Source organism: Zobellella taiwanensis (assembly GCF_003012795.1).
In the GTDB taxonomy this organism is placed as follows: Bacteria; Pseudomonadota; Gammaproteobacteria; order Enterobacterales; family Aeromonadaceae; genus Oceanimonas; species Oceanimonas taiwanensis.
Map to the genome: position 1 here is coordinate 23875 of NZ_PXYH01000027.1, position 17723 is coordinate 41597.

Sequence of the window (17723 nt, forward strand, 5' to 3'; positions counted from 1 at the left end):
GCACGCCGGGACAGGGTGCGTGCGGCTGTGGTTCAGTCCGCAGCCAGGGCCAATCCTTCCCACCGGGGATCGGCAGCGCCGGCCAGGTGGCCGGCCTGCAGCAGGATGGCATTCAGTCCGGAGTCGCTCCCGTCTTCGCGGAGGCGATAACCCAGCGCCTCCAGCAAGGGACCCAGGGCCTGGTTGCGGGCGCCCGGCTCCAGCACGGGGGGCGCATGGCTGGCAAGGACGTGGGGCTGGCGCAGCGCTTCCCCGGGTTCCATCCCCCAGTCCAGAAGGTTGAGCAGGGCGTGCAGCACGTGGCCACTGTCCCCGGGGGAGCCGATGACCAGCAAGGGGTGCTGTTGACGGAGTACCAGCAGGGACGTCATCGGCGAGCGGCGGGATGCCGGCCCACTGTTGAGCAGCAGCCCCTGGACCATGATTCCGGAGCCGAACGGAGTGGTCAGGGTGGAGCCAAGGGAGAGGGCGTTGCCCTGGGCATCCACTATGCTTACCTGGCTGGCATCCTGTTGCCATGGCGCGCCGGCCGGCTGGCCGGTACCGACCTGGTCCGCAGGCAGGATCTGCCGGCGCTCGGCCAGCAGCGCGGCCTGTCTCGCCAGTGTTTGCTTATCTCCGAGCACGTCCTCCGGCCTGCCCTCGTGGTCTGTCAGTGAGTGGAAAATCGCCGAGTGCGCGAGTCGGGAGGCATCAATGATCAGTCGCCAGGCGGTGGGCGAATTGGGGCCCAGTTGGCTTAGCTCAAAGTGGGACAGTATGCCCAGTGTCCGGCCCAGGGCCAGGGCATCCGGGTGCTGGGCCAGGCCGCACACCTGATACTGCCGGTAAGGGGCGCAAAGTACGGGCTGTTCAAAGACCCGATATTGCTCCAGCTCTGCAAGCGCTAGCCGGCTTGCCTTGTCGACCATGAGGCGGGCGGTCTTGCCCCGGTAAAAGGCGTCAGGCCCCTCCACACTCAGACGGGTCAGCAGGGCGGCCAATAGCGGATTGGTATGCAGACTGCCCGCGGCCAGGGGGGCGCCCTGCTCGTCGAAAAAATAGGTGCGGCTGCCGGCATCCCGGAGCAGAAGCTCCCGCTCCCGGGCGATGTGGCGGGACAGGCGGGGCGATACCGTGAAGCCTTCCAGAGCCAGCCGGATGGCGGGCGTAAACAGCACCCGCCAGGGCAGGCTGCCGAAACGCTGATGGGCCTGCCACATCAATTGGATTGTGCCCGGCGTTCCTACCAGGTGGGCATCGCCAAAACCGGGTTGTTTGTCCGGCAGGGCGAGGCCGGTTGAGCGGGGGGTGCTTGTCCGCCCATCCATGGCTACCAGCCGGCCCGGATCCTGCTCCCAGTAAAGCAGCCAGGAGCCGCCGCCCAGTCCCGAGGACTGGGGTTCGACCAGGGCCAGTACCATCTGGGCGGCGATCATGGCATCCACCGCATTGCCGCCATCTTGTAATATCCGTTGCGCGGCCCGGCTGGCATCGGGATGGGCGGTTACCACCAGGGCCCGTTCGGCCTGAGCCGTGGGCACGGGGCGCCAACCGGGGGTAGGAGCTGGCTCGGCCAGGGTGGCGGCGGTGAACAGCAGCAGGACAAGCAACAAGGGCATGGGCAACGCTCCGGGCGGGGCATGCCTGCAAGCTTAGTCGCGGTCAGGCGGGGGCGGCAAGGATATCATCAGATAAAAAACACTCAACTCGCTGAAAATTAAAGCAAATGAGCGCTAATCCGAAAAAATGGCTTGTATTGTCCGACGGCCTGCCTATAATGCGCAGCCATTGGCCGGGACACTTCGTTCATCCATGGCCACATAAAGCGGGAATAGCTCAGTTGGTAGAGCACAACCTTGCCAAGGTTGGGGTCGCGAGTTCGAGTCTCGTTTCCCGCTCCAAATCTGCAAAGGCGCGTTAGCAAAGCGGTTATGCAGCGGATTGCAAATCCGTTTAGAGCGGTTCGACTCCGCTACGCGCCTCCATATTTTATTTTTTGCTCGTTTCCAGCTCATCCAGCCACTGCTCATCTACCCTCGCATACCAGTTGCCTTCATCATCCCGGTAACATTGTCTGCGCGCCGGCTCCCGGCTTGGCCGTCCGCCGGTCAGCCAATCCAGTTTTTGCTGAGGTTCGAAACCCGCCGGTGGTGCCTCCCGGCCCCAGTAGGCCTGTTGGCCTGGCCCCGTTTCCATGGGATAAAACAACCGGCCTTTCAGCAGCAGCCGGGTTTGTGCCGGCATCAGCCCCTCGGCCTCCAGGCGTGGACGCACCTGTGGATGCAGGCTGAGCCGCAACTGGTGCCGATACATATAATCCAGCTTTCGTCGCAGCCTGTCGCAGGGATTGAGCCCGGCGGCGCTCCCGACGGGATCGGCCGGATCGGTAACCAGGTAGAACTTGACGGCCAGCTCCCAGTGTTCAACCTGGCGGGCAGGGCCGTTCCACAGCAGGAAGTCGAACGCCCCCAGGGTGCGTCCGTCCACGACCTGCTGGCGGTTATGGCCCAGTAGCTGGAAGCGGGGATCATCAAGCAAAAAAAACAGCCACAAATGCTCGAAATACAGGCCCAGCCGGCGGCAATCCCGGCAGTGGCGGTACAGCGGCTCGGGTGCCCTGTCGAATTGGTACAGCCGTGGCCGGTAGCCTGCCAGCAGAGTCTGATACCAGGCCGAGGAAGGAGCCTTGGCAAGTGCCGGCAGCAGGCTGGGGCTGCCGATGGTCCAGGCCAAATCCCGCACCAGCGGATCCTTAAGCTGCGCTAGCAGGGTGTCGAGTAAAAGGCTCATTACCGTCCTCTTTTGATTTACAATGGACCAAACTCATTGACGGGAGCCCCCATGAACAACCTGGAGCTGGAACAGTTGCTCAGTCGGCAGCTCAATGCCGATCTCATCAAGGATTATTGCCCCAATGGCCTGCAAGTGGAAGGCCGCACCGAAGTCCGTCACCTGGTGACCGGCGTGACTGCCAGCCAGGCCCTGGTCGACCGGGCGGTAGCCCTGGGAGCCGATGCCTTGCTGGTGCACCATGGCTATTTCTGGAAAGGGGAAGCCGAGGCGGTACGCGGCATGAAACGCCGTCGTCTGAAAGCGCTGCTCGCCAACGATATCAATCTTTACGCCTACCACCTGCCGCTGGATATCGCCCCCGGCCTGGGCAACAACGCCCAGCTTGCCGCTCTGCTGGATATCCGGATAAGCGGCCCGCTGGAGCCTGGCAACGAATGGTCGGTGGCGATGCAGGGCGAGCTGGATGTTCCCCTGACCGGTGCCGAGCTGGCCGTTCGCTTGGAGCAGCGGCTGGGACGCCCGGTGCTGCATGTGGGGGACGGCGGGCCGGCCCGCTGCCGGCGTATCGGCTGGTGTACCGGCGGTGGCCAGGGCTTTATCGAGCAGGCGGCGGAGCAGGGGATGGATGCCTTTATCAGCGGTGAGGTATCGGAACAGACGGTGCATGTGGCGCGCGAGTGCGGGCTGCATTTTTTTGCCGCTGGTCACCATGCCACCGAGCGCTACGGCGTCAAGGCTCTGGGCGAATGGCTGGCCGCCGAGCATGGCCTGCGGGTGGATTTTGTGGATATCGACAATCCGGCCTAACGGGCAAAAAAAGACCAGGGTACATGGAATACCCTGGTTTCGCAGCAGCCACACAGGCATAAACTGTCGCCGTCGTTCCTAACAGCAAAATGAGCAGTGGAGTAAGAGTGACAAATGAGTCATGGATGATGTTGGTTTGATGTTAACATCAAGTTAATTCGCTGCAAGTATTTTTTTCGTGATACTGCAAAAAAACGATCCGGAAGGAAACTATGAGAGATTCGAGATGGTAGAGGAAAGGCTCAATGTCTTGATGGTCGAGGATACCCCGTCCCTGGCGGCGTTGTATCAGGCCTATCTGCAGGAGGAGCCCCTGTCGCTGACGGTGGTCAGCAGCGGGGAGCAGGCGCTGGAACACATCCGCCGCCAGCCACCCGATATCCTGCTGCTGGATCTGATCCTGCCGGACATGCCCGGCATGGACATACTGCAGTGGCTGCACCGGGAGTATCCGGGTGTGACCACCATAGTGATGACCGCCCATGGCTCGGTGGATGTGGCGGTCGATGCCATGCGCCTGGGGGCCCATGATTTCATCAGCAAGCCGGTGGAAGCGGAGCGGCTCAAGGTGACATTGCACAACACCATGCAGTTTCGCCGCCTCAACCAGTTGCTCGATAAATACCGTCACGAAATCGAGCGGGAGCGCTTCCAGGGCTTTATCGGCGAAAGCCTGCCGATGCAGAAGGTCTACCGGCTGATTGAGAATGCCGCCCCCAGCACCGCCACCGTGTTCATCACCGGCGAAAGCGGAACCGGCAAGGAAGTGTGCGCCGAAGCCATCCATCAGCTCAGTGGCCGGGCCGAAGGACCCTTTATTGCCCTCAACTGCGCCGCCATTCCCAAGGATTTGATGGAAAGCGAGCTGTTCGGCCATATCAAGGGTGCCTTTACCGGAGCATTGCAGGACAGGGAGGGGGCCGTGATCCGGGCGGATGGCGGTACCCTGTTCATGGACGAGATCTGCGAGATGGATCTGGAACTGCAAAGCAAGCTGCTGCGCTTTCTGCAGACGGGGCTTATCCAGCCGGTGGGCAGTTCGCGCCATATCAAGGTGGACGTGCGCATCGTCTGCGCCACCAACCGGGATCCCCTGGTCGAGGTGGAGCAGGGCCGTTTCCGGGAAGACCTCTATTACCGCCTGCATGTGATACCTGTCCACCTGCCGCCCCTGCGCGAGCGGGGCGCCGACGTCATCAGTATCGCCACCGCCCTGGTGCGTCAGGCATCCCGGGAGGAAGGCAAGGCCTTTATCGGGCTGTCGGAAGCCACCAAGGATCGTTTTCAGGCCTACCACTGGCCGGGCAACGTACGCCAGTTGCAGAACGTGATCCGCAATGCCGTGGTGCTGCACCAGGGAGAGTGGATTGAAGTGGACATGCTGCCGGCCCCACTCGACAGGCCCCAGTCTCGTCCGGTCGCGGTCGGCGAGGCCACGACATCTCCCGAGCCGATAGTGCCGCTGGCGATGATGGAGCGACAGGCCATTGAAAGGGCCATCGGCCACTGCCAGGGCAATATTTCCCGGGCGGCGGCGTTGCTTGAGGTCAGCCCCTCGACCATTTATCGCAAGTTGCAGAGCTGGAGCGGCAATGACTGACTGGCAACGGCTGCAGCAGCGGTTGCCGCTGCTTGATGAGCGCCGGCTGGAGCAGTTGGAGGGGGAGTTGGGCGCCGAGGTGCTGCGGCGCCTGCTCGGCCTTTTCATCGAAGACGGTCGCATCCAGGGTGAGGCCCTGGCGGCGGCGTTTGCGGAGCAGGACCTGGAGCGCATGGCGCGACACCTGCATAGCCTGAAATCCGCCTGTGGCAGCTACGGCGCCCTGCGTTGCCAGTATCTTGGCGAAAAGTTGGAGCAGTGCTGTCGCCGCCGGCAGCGGGAGCCGCTGGCGGAGCTGATGTTCGCCTGGCAGGCGGCGTTGGCCGATACCCTGGCGCAGGTGCGTCTGCACCGCTGAACAGGCAAAAAAAAGGTCAACCCAAAGGGTTGACCGAACTTCAGCGGGAGCTGAAGAGAGCACGGGATAAAAACGACTGAGTAAATATATGAAATTATCGTGCCAACTTTTCATATCCCCGTCCGACAAGGGATGACGTTGAGATTGTACATTTACTGCTCATATCAAAATGCAAAAAATCCCGAATTGAGAATTATATTTTTGCATTATGCCATTGCCTGCTTACTTGCCATTAAGGTAAATCAGTGCCGCCTCCAGCCTGGACTGGACATCCAGCTTGCGCATCAGCGCCTTCATATGCACCTTGACGGTCCCTTCGGCGATATTGAGGTTATCGGCAATCTGCTTGTTGCTAAAGCCCTCCGCCAGCAGGGCGAGGATTTGCCGCTCCCGGTAGGTCAGTCCCGCCAGGTGCTCGGCATCGGCCTGTCTGCCGCCGCCCTGCAGTTTGTCGCTGACCGGACGATCGCCGCGCAGGGCATCCTGCAGGGCCGGGATCAGCGATTCCGGTTCGATATCCTTGAGCAGGTAACCATCGGCCCCCAGATCGAGCAGGCGTTGGGCATCATCCTGGCTGTCGGACACCGTCAGGATCACTATCTTGCCCTGATAACCCTGCTGGCGCAGAGCCAGCAGCACATCCGAACCCTGCTCCTCCCCCAGGTTCAGGTCGAGCAGGATCAGATCCGGGTTGATCTCGGCGGCCAGCCGGCGTGCCTCGGCACCGTTGTCCGCCTCGGCAACCACGTCGAAGGGACCGGCGGCGGTGATCCAGGTTTTGATCCCCTTGCGCATCAGGGGATGGTCATCAATCAGCAGTAGGGTGGCAGTGTGGGTTTGAGTCATGGACAGGCAACTTCTGTGGGTTGATAAGGGATGTCATGGTAATTCATTATCAGCATATGCAAAGCGTTTCGCGGGAACAATAGTAACATTTCAAAAGCCTATTATTGCCGTGTTAACAAATATTTCTTGATCTGAAGCAATGTTTTTACCTATGGTGATAAAGGAAAATGAGAATCGGCTCAACAAACTCCGAGTCGGGCAAACCTAAGTCGAGCGTTCAGCGATAGGGTGGTCCGACCGTTCAGCCAAGCCGGCTGTAAGGGTGGCAGGAGAAATCCGGTCGCCTCCCGTTCTGGAAAGGTGTTTATGTTTGAATTACAGGATGCGTTCGCGCGCAAGTTCCACTATCTGCGGCTGTCGGTTACCGATGTCTGCAACTTCAAGTGCCAGTATTGCCTGCCCGACGGCTATCGACCCGACGGCCGCAAGTCATTCCTGACCCTGGAGGAAATCCGCCGCCTGACCCGGGCCTTTGCCGCCATGGGCACCAACAAGGTGCGTATCACAGGGGGGGAACCTTCCCTGCGCAAGGATTTTACCGCCATCATCGAAACCGTGGCTGCTACCCCCGGCATCCGTAAGGTGGCGACCACCACCAACGGCTACCGCATGGCTCGCCAGGTAGCCGACTGGCGCCGAGCCGGCCTCTCTGCCATCAATGTCAGCGTCGACAGCCTGGATCCGCGCATGTTCCAGCAGATCACCGGCGAGAACCGTTTCCACGAGGTGATGGCCGGTATCGATGCCGCTTTCGCCGCCGGCTTTGAGCAGGTCAAGGTCAATACGGTGCTGATGCGCGGCCTGAACGACGGCGAGCTGGGACAGTTTCTGGCCTGGATCAAGGACAATCCCATCCAGCTGCGCTTTATCGAGCTGATGCAGACCGGCGAGATGGACACCTTGTTTGAGCGCCATCATGTGCGTGGCGCCGCCATCAAGGAAAAATTGCTTGACGCGGGCTGGCAGCAAAAGGTGCGGGCCCACAACGACGGTCCGGCCGAGGTGTTCTGGCATGCGGATTACGTCGGGGAAATCGGCCTTATCATACCTTACGCCCAGGATTTTTGTGCCAGCTGCAACCGGCTGCGGGTGTCGTCGGTCGGCAAGCTGCACCTGTGCCTGTTTGGTGAATACGGCGTGGATCTGCGTGATTTGCTGGCGGGTGACGGCCAGCAGGCGGCTTTGCAATTGCGCCTGCGCCAGGCCCTGGCGGACAAGAAAGCCAGCCATTTCCTGCACCAGGGCAATCCGGGCATGACTCCCCACCTGGCCTCCATCGGCGGCTGAAGAGGCTTTTTTAGGGTTTTCCCTCCGCCGGCACGCGTGTGCGTGCCGGCCGCTCTGGGTTGCGCTTGATCCAGATCAATCATTCCTTCTTTATACCCACTAGGTGGTATTCCTCACCTTCCTGTCGGACCAATACCATATAACCATTAAGGGATAATAAGCTGCAAACATGGACTTAACGTCTATGCTACACAGAAAGTGCGCTTGCTCTGACGGGGAATTATGGCATCACAACCGGATTTATCACGACGTCGATGGCTAAAGGGCGGGCTGGGGACGGCCCGGCCGGACAATGTCCTGCCCTGGTCCGTTGACTGGGCTGCCTTTACCAGCCAGTGCAGTCGCTGCGGTGATTGCCTGGCGGCCTGCCCGGAGCAGATCATCGTCAAGGGCGACGGGGGCTTTCCGGTGATCGATTTTGCGCGGGGAGAGTGCACCTTTTGCGGCCGCTGTGCGGAGCTCTGCCCTGAGCCCTTGTTCCGGCCCCGCACTACGGCGCCCTGGCGGCAGACAGCCCGTTTTGGAAACGCCTGTATCACCCGTCAGGGCGTGCACTGCCGCAGTTGTGAAGACAGCTGCGAGCCGGCCGCGATCCGTTTCCGGCCACAGTTGGGGCAGGTGTCCGGCCCCGAACTGGATCTGGCGCGCTGCAATGGCTGTGGCGCCTGTGTGTCGGCCTGTCCGGCCGCGGCTATCCGTATTCTCGAACAGGAGCATCCATGAACACACGCAATGAATGGCATGTGGCCAGCCTGGTGGTGTACTGCCGGCCCGAATGCCTGGAGCCGGCCCTCGGGGCCCTCGGCCACATGCCCGGGGTGGAGGTGCCGGTCAGGGGAGAGCAGGGCAAGCTGGTGGTAGCTATCGAAGGCCCCAGCCAGCGGACGGTGGTCGATGCCATCGACCGGATAGCCCTGCTGGACGGCATTCTGTCCACCACCCTTATTTATCATGAATTCGCTGAACTGGAAGCAGGTGAGGAGCAACAATGAAGCTGAGTCGTCGCGCCTTTATGAAGGCAAACGCGGTAGCCGCCGCCGCCGCGGCCGCAGGCCTGAGCGTACCGGCCGCCGCCACTAATCTGATCACCAGCCGGGATCAAACCTCCATCAAGTGGGACAAGGCCCCCTGCCGTTTTTGCGGTACCGGCTGTTCGGTGCTGGTGGGCTCCCAGGATGGCCGGGTGGTGGCCACGCAGGGGGATCCGGATGCGCCGGTCAACAAGGGCCTGAATTGCATCAAGGGGTATTTCCTGTCCAAAATCATGTACGGCAAGGACCGGCTGACCACGCCCCTGCTGCGCATGAAGAACGGCCAGTTCGACAAGGATGGCGAGTTTACTCCCATCAGCTGGGATCAGGCATTCGACATCATGGCCGAAAAATGGAAGGCCGCGCTCAAGGAGCGGGGCCCGAGCGGCGTGGGCATGTTCGGCTCCGGCCAGTGGACCATCATGGAAGGCTATGCCGCCTCCAAGCTGCTGAAGGCGGGCTTTCGCTCCAACAACCTGGATCCCAATGCCCGCCATTGCATGGCCTCGGCAGTGGCCGGCTTTATGCGTACCTTCGGCATGGATGAGCCCATGGGCTGCTATGACGATATCGAAGCCACCGACGCCTTCGTGCTGTGGGGCTCCAACATGGCGGAAATGCACCCCATCCTGTGGTCTCGGCTGACCGACCGCCGGCTGAGCGCGCCCCATGTGCAGGTGCACGTGCTGTCTACCTTCGAGCACCGCAGCTTCGAGCTGGCCGACAACGGTATCGTGTTCCATCCCCAGACCGATCTGGCCATCCTCAACTACATTGCCCACTACATCATCGAAAACGGCTATGTGAACCAGGAATTCGTCGAGAAGCACGTCAATTTCGTCAGGGGCGAAACCGACATCGGCTATGGCCTGCGGCCGACCCATCCGCTGCAGCAGGCGGCGGCCCATCCCGACTCGGGGGCGTCCACGCCCATCAGCTTTGAGGAGTTCGCCGAGTTCGTGGCCGACTACGACGTGGAAACCGTGTCCAAGCTCTCCGGTGTCCCCGCCGACAAACTGGAAGCGCTGGCCCAGGCCTACGCCGACCCTTACGTCAAGGTGGTGTCCTTCTGGACCATGGGCTTCAACCAGCATACCCGGGGCACCTGGGCCAACAACATGGTCTACAACATCCACCTGCTGACCGGCAAGATCTCCGAGCCGGGCAACAGCCCCTTCTCGCTCACCGGCCAGCCCTCTGCCTGCGGCACCGCCCGGGAAGTGGGCACCTTTGCCCACCGGCTGCCGGCGGACATGGTGGTGACCAATGAGCAGCACAGGGCCACCGCCGAGAAAATCTGGAAGTTGCCGGCGGGCACCATCAATCCCGAGGTGGGCTACCACGCGGTGGTGCAAAACCGCATGCTGAAAGACGGCAAGCTCAACGCCTACTGGGTAATGTGCAATAACAACATGCAGGCCGCCCCCAACATGAACGAGGAGAGCCTGCCCGGCTATCGCAACCCCGCCAACTTCGTGGTGGTGTCCGACGCCTATCCCACCGTCACCGCCCAGGCGGCGGATCTGGTGCTGCCCACCGCCATGTGGGTGGAAAAGGAAGGTGGCTACGGCAACGCCGAGCGCCGCACCCAGGTGTGGTATCAGCAGGTGAAATGCCCCGAGGGTGCCCGCTCTGACCTGTGGCAGCTGATGGAGTTTGCCAAGCGCTTTACCGTGGAGGAAGTCTGGTCCGAGGAGCTGCTGGCCCAGGTGCCGGAATACCGCGGCAAGACCCTCTATGAGGTGCTCTACCGCAACGGCCAGGTGGACCGTTTCCCCTCGGAAGACTGCAAGAACGAGCTCAACGACGAGCGGGATCACTTCGGTTTTTACGTGCAGAAGGGCCTGTTCGAGGAATACGCCGAATTCGGCCGTGGCCATGCCCACGATCTGGCCCCCTACGACATGTACCATCAGGCCCGCGGCCTGCGCTGGCCGGTGGTGGATGGTCAGGAAACCCTGTGGCGCTACCGGGAAGGCTACGACCCTTATGTGGAAAAGGGCACCGGGGTGCAGTTCTACGGCCACAAGGACAACAAGGCTGTGATCTTCGCCTTGCCGTTCGAGCCGGCCCCCGAAGTGCCGGACGAGGAATTCGACCTCTGGCTGTCCACCGGCCGGGTGCTGGAGCACTGGCATTCGGGCTCCATGACCCGCCGGGTGCCCGAGTTGCACCGCTCCTATCCGGACGCCCAGGTGTTCATGCACCCGGACGATGCCCGCGAGCGAGGTCTGCGCCGGGGCGACGAGGTGGTGGTGGCCTCGCGCCGGGGCGAAATGAAGACCCGGGTCGAGACCCGGGGCCGCAACCGTCCGCCCAAGGGACTGGTATTCGTGCCCTGGTTTGACGAAAACCAGCTGATCAACCGGCTGACCCTGGATGCCACCTGCCCCCTGTCCAAGCAGACCGACTTCAAGAAGTGCGCGGTCAAGGTGATGAAGGCATAAGGGCGGCATGGCGATGAGCGGGGCGTCGCGGCGTCAATTCCTGTTGCAGCTGGCCGGAGGCGGCTGCGCCATGGGCCTGGTCGGGCTGGGACTGGGGGCTTACAGCCGCCAGGCCGCCAGCCTGCCGGCCCAGGCGCTGCGGCCGCCGGGGGCGGGAGCCGAGGCCGACTTCCTCGGCGCCTGCGTGCGCTGCGGCTTGTGCGTGGAAGCCTGTCCTTACGATACCCTCAAGCTGGCCCGGCTGCTGACCCCGGTCACTACCGGCACCCCTTACTTCGAGGCCCGGGCGGTGCCCTGCGAGATGTGCGACGACATTCCCTGTGTCGCCGCCTGTCCGACCGGGGCGCTGGATTCGACACTGACCGACATTGACGAGGCGCGCATGGGGCTGGCGGTGCTGATCGATCACGAAACCTGCCTCAACTGGCAGGGCCTGCGGTGCGATGTCTGCTACCGGGTCTGTCCGCTGATCGACCAGGCCATTACCCTGGAGCCGAGCCACAACACCCGGACCGGGCATCATGCGCTGTTCATTCCAACGGTGCATTCGGACGCCTGTACCGGCTGTGGCAAGTGCGAGCATGCCTGTGTGCTGGAAGAGGCGGCGATCAAGGTGCTGCCGAGGGAGCTGGCCAAGGGCGAGCTGGGTGCCCATTACCGCTGGGGCTGGGTGGAGAAGGAAAAAGCCGGCGGCGAGTCGTTGATCGGCGAGCAACTGACCCTGCCCACCCGACGGCCACAAGGAGGGCAGTGAGATGAGGCGCATTCCCGGGGCCGAGGCGGTGGAACGCAAGGGCTGGTGGCGGGCCCACCGTTACCTGCTGCTGCGCCGGCTCAGCCAGCTGACGGTGATGGGGCTGTTCCTGATCGGCCCCTGGTTTGGCCTCTGGCTGTTCGAGGGCAATCTGTCGAGTTCGCGAGTCATGGACACGATACCGCTGACCGATCCCTTCGTGCTGCTGCAACTGCTGGCCGCCGGCCACTGGCCGCTGCTGACCGCCTGGCTGGGGGCGCTGATGGTACTGGCCGGCTATGCCTTGGTAGGCGGCCGGGTGTTCTGCTCCTGGGTCTGCCCGCTCAACCCGGTCACCGACGGCGCCGCCTGGCTGCGCCGTCGGCTGGGGCTGCGCCAGGGCTCGGGGCTGTCGAACCGGCTGCGCTACTGGCTGCTGGCCACCCTACTGGTGGTGCCGCTCATCGGCGGCGTGGTGGTGTGGGAGTCGGTCAACCCGGTGTCCCTGCTGCACCGGGGCTTGCTGTTTGGCATGGGCTGGGGCTGGTTGCTTATCGTCGCCCTGTTCCTGTTCGACACCTTTGTGGTGGATCGGGGCTGGTGCGGCCACCTCTGTCCCCAGGGCGCCTTCTGGGGGCTGGTCAACAGGCTCAGGCCGATACAGGTGACCGCCGCCAATCGCCAGCAGTGCACCAGTTGCATGGATTGTTATGCCGTCTGTCCCGAGCCCCAGGTGCTCAAGGGGCCGGTACACGGCGCCAGGCGGGGCGTGGGCCCCGAGATTGAAATGACCGATTGTAGCCATTGTGGGCGTTGTATCGACGTGTGTTCGGAAGACGTCTTCAGTTTCACCACGCGTTTTGCAAAAAAGGCGGAGAATAAAACATGACAAAAACAGGAAAAATCGTAGGTACCTTGCTGCTGACCGTCTGGGTCGGCCTGAGCCAGGCCCAGCCGGGCGATATCGACGCCAATGCCGGTGGACTTAGCGCCCTGCGTGGCGAAACCGCGCTGGACATCGACAAGGATCCGGGACGCATCAAGGATCCGGTCAAGGATCAGGGGATCCAGGACCGGCAGTATATTCACCAGCCGCCCCTGGTGCCGCACCAGGTACGGGGTTATGAGGTGGATCTCAAGGTCAACCGTTGCCTGTCCTGCCATGGCTGGAAAAACGCCGCCGCTCGCAAGGCACCCCGGGTCAGCCCGACCCATTTTGAAACCCGGGATGGCATGACCCTGGGCGACATCAGTCCGCGGCGCTATTTCTGCATGCAGTGCCATGTACCGCAGACCGATGCCAAACCCCTGGTCGACAATGTGTTCACTCCTGTTGAATCGCTCAGGTAAGGGGCTGTTATGACTGAAAAGAAAGGACTGCTCAAGCGACTGTGGCACACCTTCCGCTCGCCGAGCAAGGTGGCGGTGGGGGTGGTGCTGGTGTTCGGCTTTCTCGGCGGGGTGATTTTCTGGGGCGGCTTCAACACCGCCCTGGAAGTGACCAATACCGAGCAGTTCTGCATCAGCTGCCACGAGATGCAGGACAACGTCTTCGTCGAGTATCGGGATACCATCCACTACGCCAACCGCTCCGGGGTGCGTGCCAGTTGCCCGGATTGCCATGTGCCTCATGAGTGGACCCACAAGATAGTGCGCAAGATAGCGGCGTCCAAGGAGGTCTGGGGCAAGATCACCGGCATCATCGATACTCCCGAGAAATTCGAGGGCCATCGCCGTCACATGGCCGAGCGGGAATGGCAGCGGATGAAGGAGACCGACTCCCGGGAATGCCGCAACTGCCACAACTTCGACTACATGGACTTCAGCGTACAGGGGACCCGTGCCGCCCAGGCGCACTCCACCTCTTTGGCCAGCGGTGAAAAAACCTGTATCGACTGCCACAAGGGCATAGCACACCAGTTGCCCAACATGAGCGGCGTGGAAGGTTTCTGATCCCGTACTGGGCGCTGCCCCCAAGCCTGTGGCATTATCGTCACAGGCTTTGTTTTTTACCGATTGATCTCCCGCTTCCCTGTGCGAGAATGCGCTCAGGTATTATCTTTATATGAAGAGAGGACGCCATGAGTCATGCAAGTCAGGCCTTCGTGCCCCTGAACATAGCGGTGTTGACCGTCTCCGATACTCGTAACGAGGAAACCGACAGCTCGGGCCGCTTTCTGGCCGAGTCGCTCACCGCCGCCGGCCACCGCCTGGCGGAAAAGGTCATTCTCAAGGACGACAAGTACGATATCCGCGCCCTGGTGTCCCGCTGGATAGCCAGCTCCGAAGTGCAGGTGGTGATCATCACCGGCGGTACCGGCTTTACCGGCCGCGATACCACCCCGGAAGCGGTGGGGCCGTTGCTCGACACCGTGATCGACGGTTTCGGCGAGCTGTTTCGCCATATTACCTATCAGGAGCTGGGTACCTCCACGGTACAGAGCCGGGCCCTGGGCGGGCTGGCCAACCGCACCGCGGTATTCTGCCTGCCCGGCTCCACCGGTGCCTGCCGCACCGGCTGGAACGGCATTCTGGCCGAACAGCTCGATGCTCGCCACAAGCCCTGCAACTTTGTGCAGCACCTGGTGTAAGCCATGAGCGAGCTGACCCATATCAACGCTGCCGGCGAGGCCAACATGGTGGACGTGAGCGACAAGGCGGTGACCAGCCGGGAAGCCAGGGCCGAGGCCTGGGTGCTGATGGCACCGCACACCCTGGCGCTTATCGTCAATGGCCGGCATCACAAGGGGGATGTGTTCGCCACCGCCCGCATCGCCGGCATCATGGCGGCGAAGAAAACCGCCGATCTGATCCCGCTGTGCCACCCGCTGGCGCTGTCCAAGGTGGAGGTCCGGCTTGAGGCCGACAGCGAGCGGGGCGGGGTGCGCATTGAAAGCTACTGTAAGCTGGCGGGCCAGACCGGGGTGGAAATGGAAGCCCTGACCGCCGCCTCGGTGGCGGCGCTGACCATTTACGACATGTGCAAGGCGGTACAGAAGGACATGCGCATCGAGGGCGTCCGCCTGCTGGAAAAGCGGGGCGGCAAATCAGGGGAGTTCAAGGCGTTATGATCAAGGTATTGTTTTTTGCCCAGGTGCGCGAGCTGGTGGGTGAGGATGGACTGGAGCTGGCCGAAGACTACGGCAGCGTCAATGCCCTGCGCCTGGCTCTGGCCGGGCGTGGCGACAAGTGGGCCCTGGCGCTGTCGGACGACCGGCTGCTGGCGGCGGTTAACCACAACATAGTGCCGCTCGACACCGCCATCAAGGCCGGCGACGAGGTAGCCTTCTTTCCGCCGGTCACCGGAGGCTGAGATGATCCGGGTACAACAGGAAGACTTTTGCCTGGCCAGCGAATATGCCGCTCTCAGTCGGTCGCACCAGGCCGGTGCCGTGGTTACCTTTGTGGGCAGGGTGCGGGAGATGAACCAGGGGGCGGCGGTGAGCGGCATGATCCTGGAACACTATCCGGGTATGACCGAGCACGCCCTGGCGCAGATTGTGAGTGAGGCCCAGGGGCGCTGGCCGTTGCTGGAATGCCGGGTCATCCATCGGGTAGGCGCCCTGGCGCTTGGCGATCAAATCGTGTTCGTCGGCGTGGCGAGCGCCCACCGGGAAGCGGCTTTTGCAGCCTGTCACTTCATCATGGACTACCTCAAGACCCGGGCGCCCTTCTGGAAGAAGGAAACCACGGCCGGCGGCGAGACGCGCTGGGTGGACGCCAGGGACAGCGACAGCCAGGCTGCCGATCGCTGGTAGCCAGAGCCTTGCTCAACGGCCGCCGCACACCGGGCAGTCGGGCGCCTTGGGCAGGCCGAGCTCCCGGGTCGACAGGTGCAGGCCATCCACCAGCAGCAGCCGGCCCCTGGGCGAGCGGCCGATGCCGCCCGCCAGCAGCTTGACCGCTTCCAGTGCCTGCAGGCTGCCCATTACCCCGACCATGGGCGCCAGCACGCCCGCTTCCACACAGCTCAGCACGGCATCGCCCATCAGTCGGGACAGGCAGGCATAGCAGGCCTCGTCCCTATGATAGGTAAAGACCGCAAGCTGGCCCTCCATGCGGATCACCGCCGCCGATACCAGGGGCACCTTGGCCTCGAAGCAGCAGCGGTTGACTCGTTGCCGGGTCGCCAGGTTATCGGTGCCGTCCAGCACCAACTGGTGCTGGGGGATCAGGGTGTGCAGTAATGTCTCGTCGGCCCTGGCCTGGTGGGTTACCACCTCCAGCCAAGGGTTGGCGGCGCGCAGGCTGTCGGCGGCGGAGTCTACCTTGGGCCGGCCCAGGTCCGCATCCTGGTGCAGTACCTGGCGTTGCAGGTTGGACAGCTCCACCAGGTCATCGTCCACCAGGGTGATCCGGCCCACCCCGGCCACCGCCAGGTACTGGGCGGCGGCACATCCCAGGCCGCCGGCCCCGATCACCAGGACGGCGGCGTTTTTCAATGCTTCCTGGCCGTCGATATCGAACGGGCGCAGCACGATTTGCCGGTTGTAGCGCAGCCATTCCTCGTCGCTGAGCGTTTTCATCACCAGTACAGTCCGTCGATGAGTTCCAGGGTCACGGTCTCGCCCGCCGCCACGTCACCCCTGTCCTGCTCCAGGTGCAGCAGGCAGTTGGCCTCGGCCATGGCGCTGTACACCGCCGAGCTCTGGGAGCCGGCGGGCACGGCCCCCAGGCTGCCATCGGCCTGGGGTGCGACGATGCCGCGCTGAAAATCCATCCGTCCCGGCGTTTTGCGAAAGGGCATCAGCGCCCTGGCCTGCAGCAGCAGGGGCCCGGACGATCGTTCGCCCGCCATTTTGGCCAGGGCAGGACGGGCCAGCAGGTGAAAGGTGACGGCGGCGGACACCGGGTTGCCGGGCAGCCCGAAAAAGGCACAGCGTCCGATATGGCCAAAGGCGAAGGGCTTGCCCGGCTTGATGGCCAGCTTCCAGAAGCCGATTTCGCCTACTTCCTCCAGTACCTGGCGGGTGTAGTCCGCATCTCCCACCGAGACGCCGCCGGAGGTGATGATGGCGTCGGCCCTGGCCGCGGCCTTGAGCAGGACCTCGCGGATACGCTCGGGGTCGTCGCGGATGATGCCGTAATCGGTGATTTCAATGCCGAGCCGGGTCAGCATGGCGCCCAGTCCTATCCGGTTGGAGTCATAAATGTCGCCGGGGGCGAGCAGCTCGCCGGGTTCCTTCAACTCGTCACCGGTTGACAGCAGCGCCACCCGCAGCGGCCGGCGTACGGGCACCTGTTCCAGGCCAAGGGACGCCAGCACCGACAGCACCCGGGCATTGATGCGCATGCCGGCGCCGAAGACTGCCTCGCCCTGGGCCAGGTCTTCCGCCGCCTGGCGGACATGCTGGCCGGGCCGCACCGGACCGCAGGGGGTGATAATATTGTGCTCGGAGCGGCAGTTTTCCTGCATCACCACGGTGTCGGCCCCCAGGGGCATGGCCGCTCCGGTCATGATGCGCACGCACTGGCCCGGCCCAACCCGGCCGGTAAAGGGATGGCCGGCCAGGCTGGTGCCGATAAGCTCCAGTCCCCGTCCGTCACCAATGTCCTCGGCGCGCAGGGCATAGCCGTCCATCGCCGAATTGGCGAAGGAGGGCACGTCGAGGGGCGAAGCGACCGGCTCGGCCAGCAGCTGGTTCAGGGCCCGCTCGAGGGGAACGAAGTCCGTTTCGGCGACCATTTCCAGGCGGTTCAGCATGTCTGCCCTGGCATCGGCGAAGGGGCGCAACCCCGGTTGGCTGCAGCAATCTTGAATGGCCATCTTGGGCTCCCTTAAGGATGGGTGTCGCGGTTATTATTTCAGAATGAAACTATTTTTGTCATTTTTCTTGCA

Annotated in this window: 20 protein-coding genes, 2 tRNA genes and 1 riboswitch; of the genes, 17 read left to right on the top strand and 5 right to left on the bottom strand. The window is 62.8% G+C overall.

What is annotated here, in order from left to right:
* Window positions 1–32 precede the first annotated feature (32 nt).
* Window positions 33–1601, bottom strand: coding sequence for a gamma-glutamyltransferase family protein (locus tag C7I36_RS15415; protein WP_106454578.1), 1569 nt, complete (start codon window positions 1599–1601; stop codon window positions 33–35).
* A gap of 206 nt (window positions 1602–1807) precedes the next feature.
* Here C7I36_RS15415 and C7I36_RS15420 point away from each other — a divergent pair.
* Together C7I36_RS15420 and C7I36_RS15425 are read left to right on the top strand one after the other, a co-directional pair.
* Window positions 1808–1883: transfer RNA gene (locus C7I36_RS15420), tRNA-Gly, on the top strand.
* 10 nt (window positions 1884–1893) lie between these two features.
* Window positions 1894–1967, top strand: a tRNA-Cys gene (locus C7I36_RS15425).
* A gap of 4 nt (window positions 1968–1971) precedes the next feature.
* Here the strand turns inward: C7I36_RS15425 and C7I36_RS15430 are convergent.
* A complete protein-coding gene (locus C7I36_RS15430; RefSeq protein WP_106454579.1) occupies window positions 1972–2772 on the bottom strand; it encodes a DUF1853 family protein in 801 nt (266 codons plus the stop codon).
* A gap of 51 nt (window positions 2773–2823) precedes the next feature.
* Here C7I36_RS15430 and C7I36_RS15435 point away from each other — a divergent pair, with 51 nt between their 5' ends.
* The 3 genes from C7I36_RS15435 to C7I36_RS15445 all read left to right on the top strand — a co-directional run bounded on the left by C7I36_RS15435 (window position 2824) and on the right by C7I36_RS15445 (window position 5540).
* Window positions 2824–3582 carry a Nif3-like dinuclear metal center hexameric protein gene (locus C7I36_RS15435; protein ID WP_106454580.1) on the top strand — a complete coding sequence of 253 codons (759 nt, stop codon included), beginning with the start codon at window positions 2824–2826 and terminating at the stop codon, window positions 3580–3582.
* 226 nt (window positions 3583–3808) lie between these two features.
* Entirely contained in the window at window positions 3809–5182 is a 1374-nt protein-coding gene (locus C7I36_RS15440) for a sigma-54-dependent transcriptional regulator (protein WP_181256406.1), read from the top strand.
* A complete protein-coding gene (locus C7I36_RS15445; RefSeq protein ID WP_106454581.1) occupies window positions 5175–5540 on the top strand; it encodes an Hpt domain-containing protein in 366 nt (121 codons plus the stop codon). Before C7I36_RS15440 ends, C7I36_RS15445 begins: the two co-directional genes overlap by 8 nt.
* Before the next feature lie 222 nt (window positions 5541–5762).
* Here C7I36_RS15445 and C7I36_RS15450 read toward each other — a convergent pair whose 3' ends face one another.
* Window positions 5763–6386, bottom strand: a complete 624-nt coding sequence (locus C7I36_RS15450; protein WP_106454582.1) for a response regulator — start codon at window positions 6384–6386, stop codon at window positions 5763–5765.
* A gap of 176 nt (window positions 6387–6562) precedes the next feature.
* A riboswitch (molybdenum cofactor riboswitch) is annotated at window positions 6563–6705 on the top strand.
* Here C7I36_RS15450 and moaA point away from each other — a divergent pair.
* From moaA to moaE, 12 genes are all read left to right on the top strand, one after another.
* On the top strand, window positions 6693–7673 hold the full coding sequence (gene moaA / locus C7I36_RS15455; protein ID WP_106454583.1) for a GTP 3',8-cyclase MoaA: 981 nt from the start codon (window positions 6693–6695) through the stop codon (window positions 7671–7673). Its footprint overlaps the riboswitch before it by 13 nt.
* A gap of 222 nt (window positions 7674–7895) precedes the next feature.
* The gene (gene napF / locus C7I36_RS15460; protein ID WP_106454584.1) at window positions 7896–8396 is read left to right on the top strand and encodes a ferredoxin-type protein NapF; all 501 of its coding nucleotides are present in this window, start codon (window positions 7896–7898) and stop codon (window positions 8394–8396) included.
* A complete protein-coding gene (locus tag C7I36_RS15465) occupies window positions 8393–8665 on the top strand; it encodes a chaperone NapD (RefSeq protein WP_106454585.1) in 273 nt (90 codons plus the stop codon). The genes napF and C7I36_RS15465 overlap by 4 nt, the downstream gene beginning before the upstream one ends.
* A complete protein-coding gene (napA, locus tag C7I36_RS15470; protein ID WP_106454586.1) occupies window positions 8662–11151 on the top strand; it encodes a nitrate reductase catalytic subunit NapA in 2490 nt (829 codons plus the stop codon). The genes C7I36_RS15465 and napA overlap by 4 nt, the downstream gene beginning before the upstream one ends.
* Before the next feature lie 7 nt (window positions 11152–11158).
* Window positions 11159–11905 carry a ferredoxin-type protein NapG gene (napG, locus tag C7I36_RS15475; protein ID WP_181256408.1) on the top strand — a complete coding sequence of 249 codons (747 nt, stop codon included), beginning with the start codon at window positions 11159–11161 and terminating at the stop codon, window positions 11903–11905.
* Between the two features lies 1 nt (window position 11906).
* Complete coding sequence (napH, locus tag C7I36_RS15480) at window positions 11907–12773, top strand: quinol dehydrogenase ferredoxin subunit NapH (RefSeq protein WP_106454588.1); 867 nt, start codon at window positions 11907–11909, stop codon at window positions 12771–12773.
* A complete protein-coding gene (locus C7I36_RS15485) occupies window positions 12770–13234 on the top strand; it encodes a nitrate reductase cytochrome c-type subunit (RefSeq protein WP_181256409.1) in 465 nt (154 codons plus the stop codon). The genes napH and C7I36_RS15485 overlap by 4 nt, the downstream gene beginning before the upstream one ends.
* A gap of 9 nt (window positions 13235–13243) precedes the next feature.
* A complete protein-coding gene (locus tag C7I36_RS15490; protein WP_106454589.1) occupies window positions 13244–13837 on the top strand; it encodes a cytochrome c3 family protein in 594 nt (197 codons plus the stop codon).
* A 128-nt stretch (window positions 13838–13965) separates the two neighbouring features.
* Window positions 13966–14475 carry a molybdenum cofactor biosynthesis protein B gene (gene moaB, locus C7I36_RS15495; protein ID WP_106454590.1) on the top strand — a complete coding sequence of 170 codons (510 nt, stop codon included), beginning with the start codon at window positions 13966–13968 and terminating at the stop codon, window positions 14473–14475.
* Between the two features lie 3 nt (window positions 14476–14478).
* Window positions 14479–14955, top strand: a complete 477-nt coding sequence (gene moaC / locus C7I36_RS15500; protein ID WP_106454591.1) for a cyclic pyranopterin monophosphate synthase MoaC — start codon at window positions 14479–14481, stop codon at window positions 14953–14955.
* The gene (moaD, locus tag C7I36_RS15505; RefSeq protein WP_106454592.1) at window positions 14952–15197 is read left to right on the top strand and encodes a molybdopterin synthase sulfur carrier subunit; all 246 of its coding nucleotides are present in this window, start codon (window positions 14952–14954) and stop codon (window positions 15195–15197) included. The genes moaC and moaD overlap by 4 nt, the downstream gene beginning before the upstream one ends.
* Window position 15198: 1 nt before the next feature.
* Complete coding sequence (moaE, locus tag C7I36_RS15510; RefSeq protein ID WP_106454593.1) at window positions 15199–15642, top strand: molybdopterin synthase catalytic subunit MoaE; 444 nt, start codon at window positions 15199–15201, stop codon at window positions 15640–15642.
* 12 nt (window positions 15643–15654) lie between these two features.
* Here moaE and moeB read toward each other — a convergent pair whose 3' ends face one another.
* Both moeB and moeA read right to left on the bottom strand, forming a co-directional pair.
* Window positions 15655–16413, bottom strand: coding sequence for a molybdopterin-synthase adenylyltransferase MoeB (moeB, locus tag C7I36_RS15515; RefSeq protein WP_106454594.1), 759 nt, complete (start codon window positions 16411–16413; stop codon window positions 15655–15657).
* Entirely contained in the window at window positions 16410–17651 is a 1242-nt protein-coding gene (gene moeA, locus C7I36_RS15520; RefSeq protein ID WP_106454595.1) for a molybdopterin molybdotransferase MoeA, read from the bottom strand. The genes moeB and moeA overlap by 4 nt, the downstream gene beginning before the upstream one ends.
* Window positions 17652–17723 lie beyond the last annotated feature (72 nt).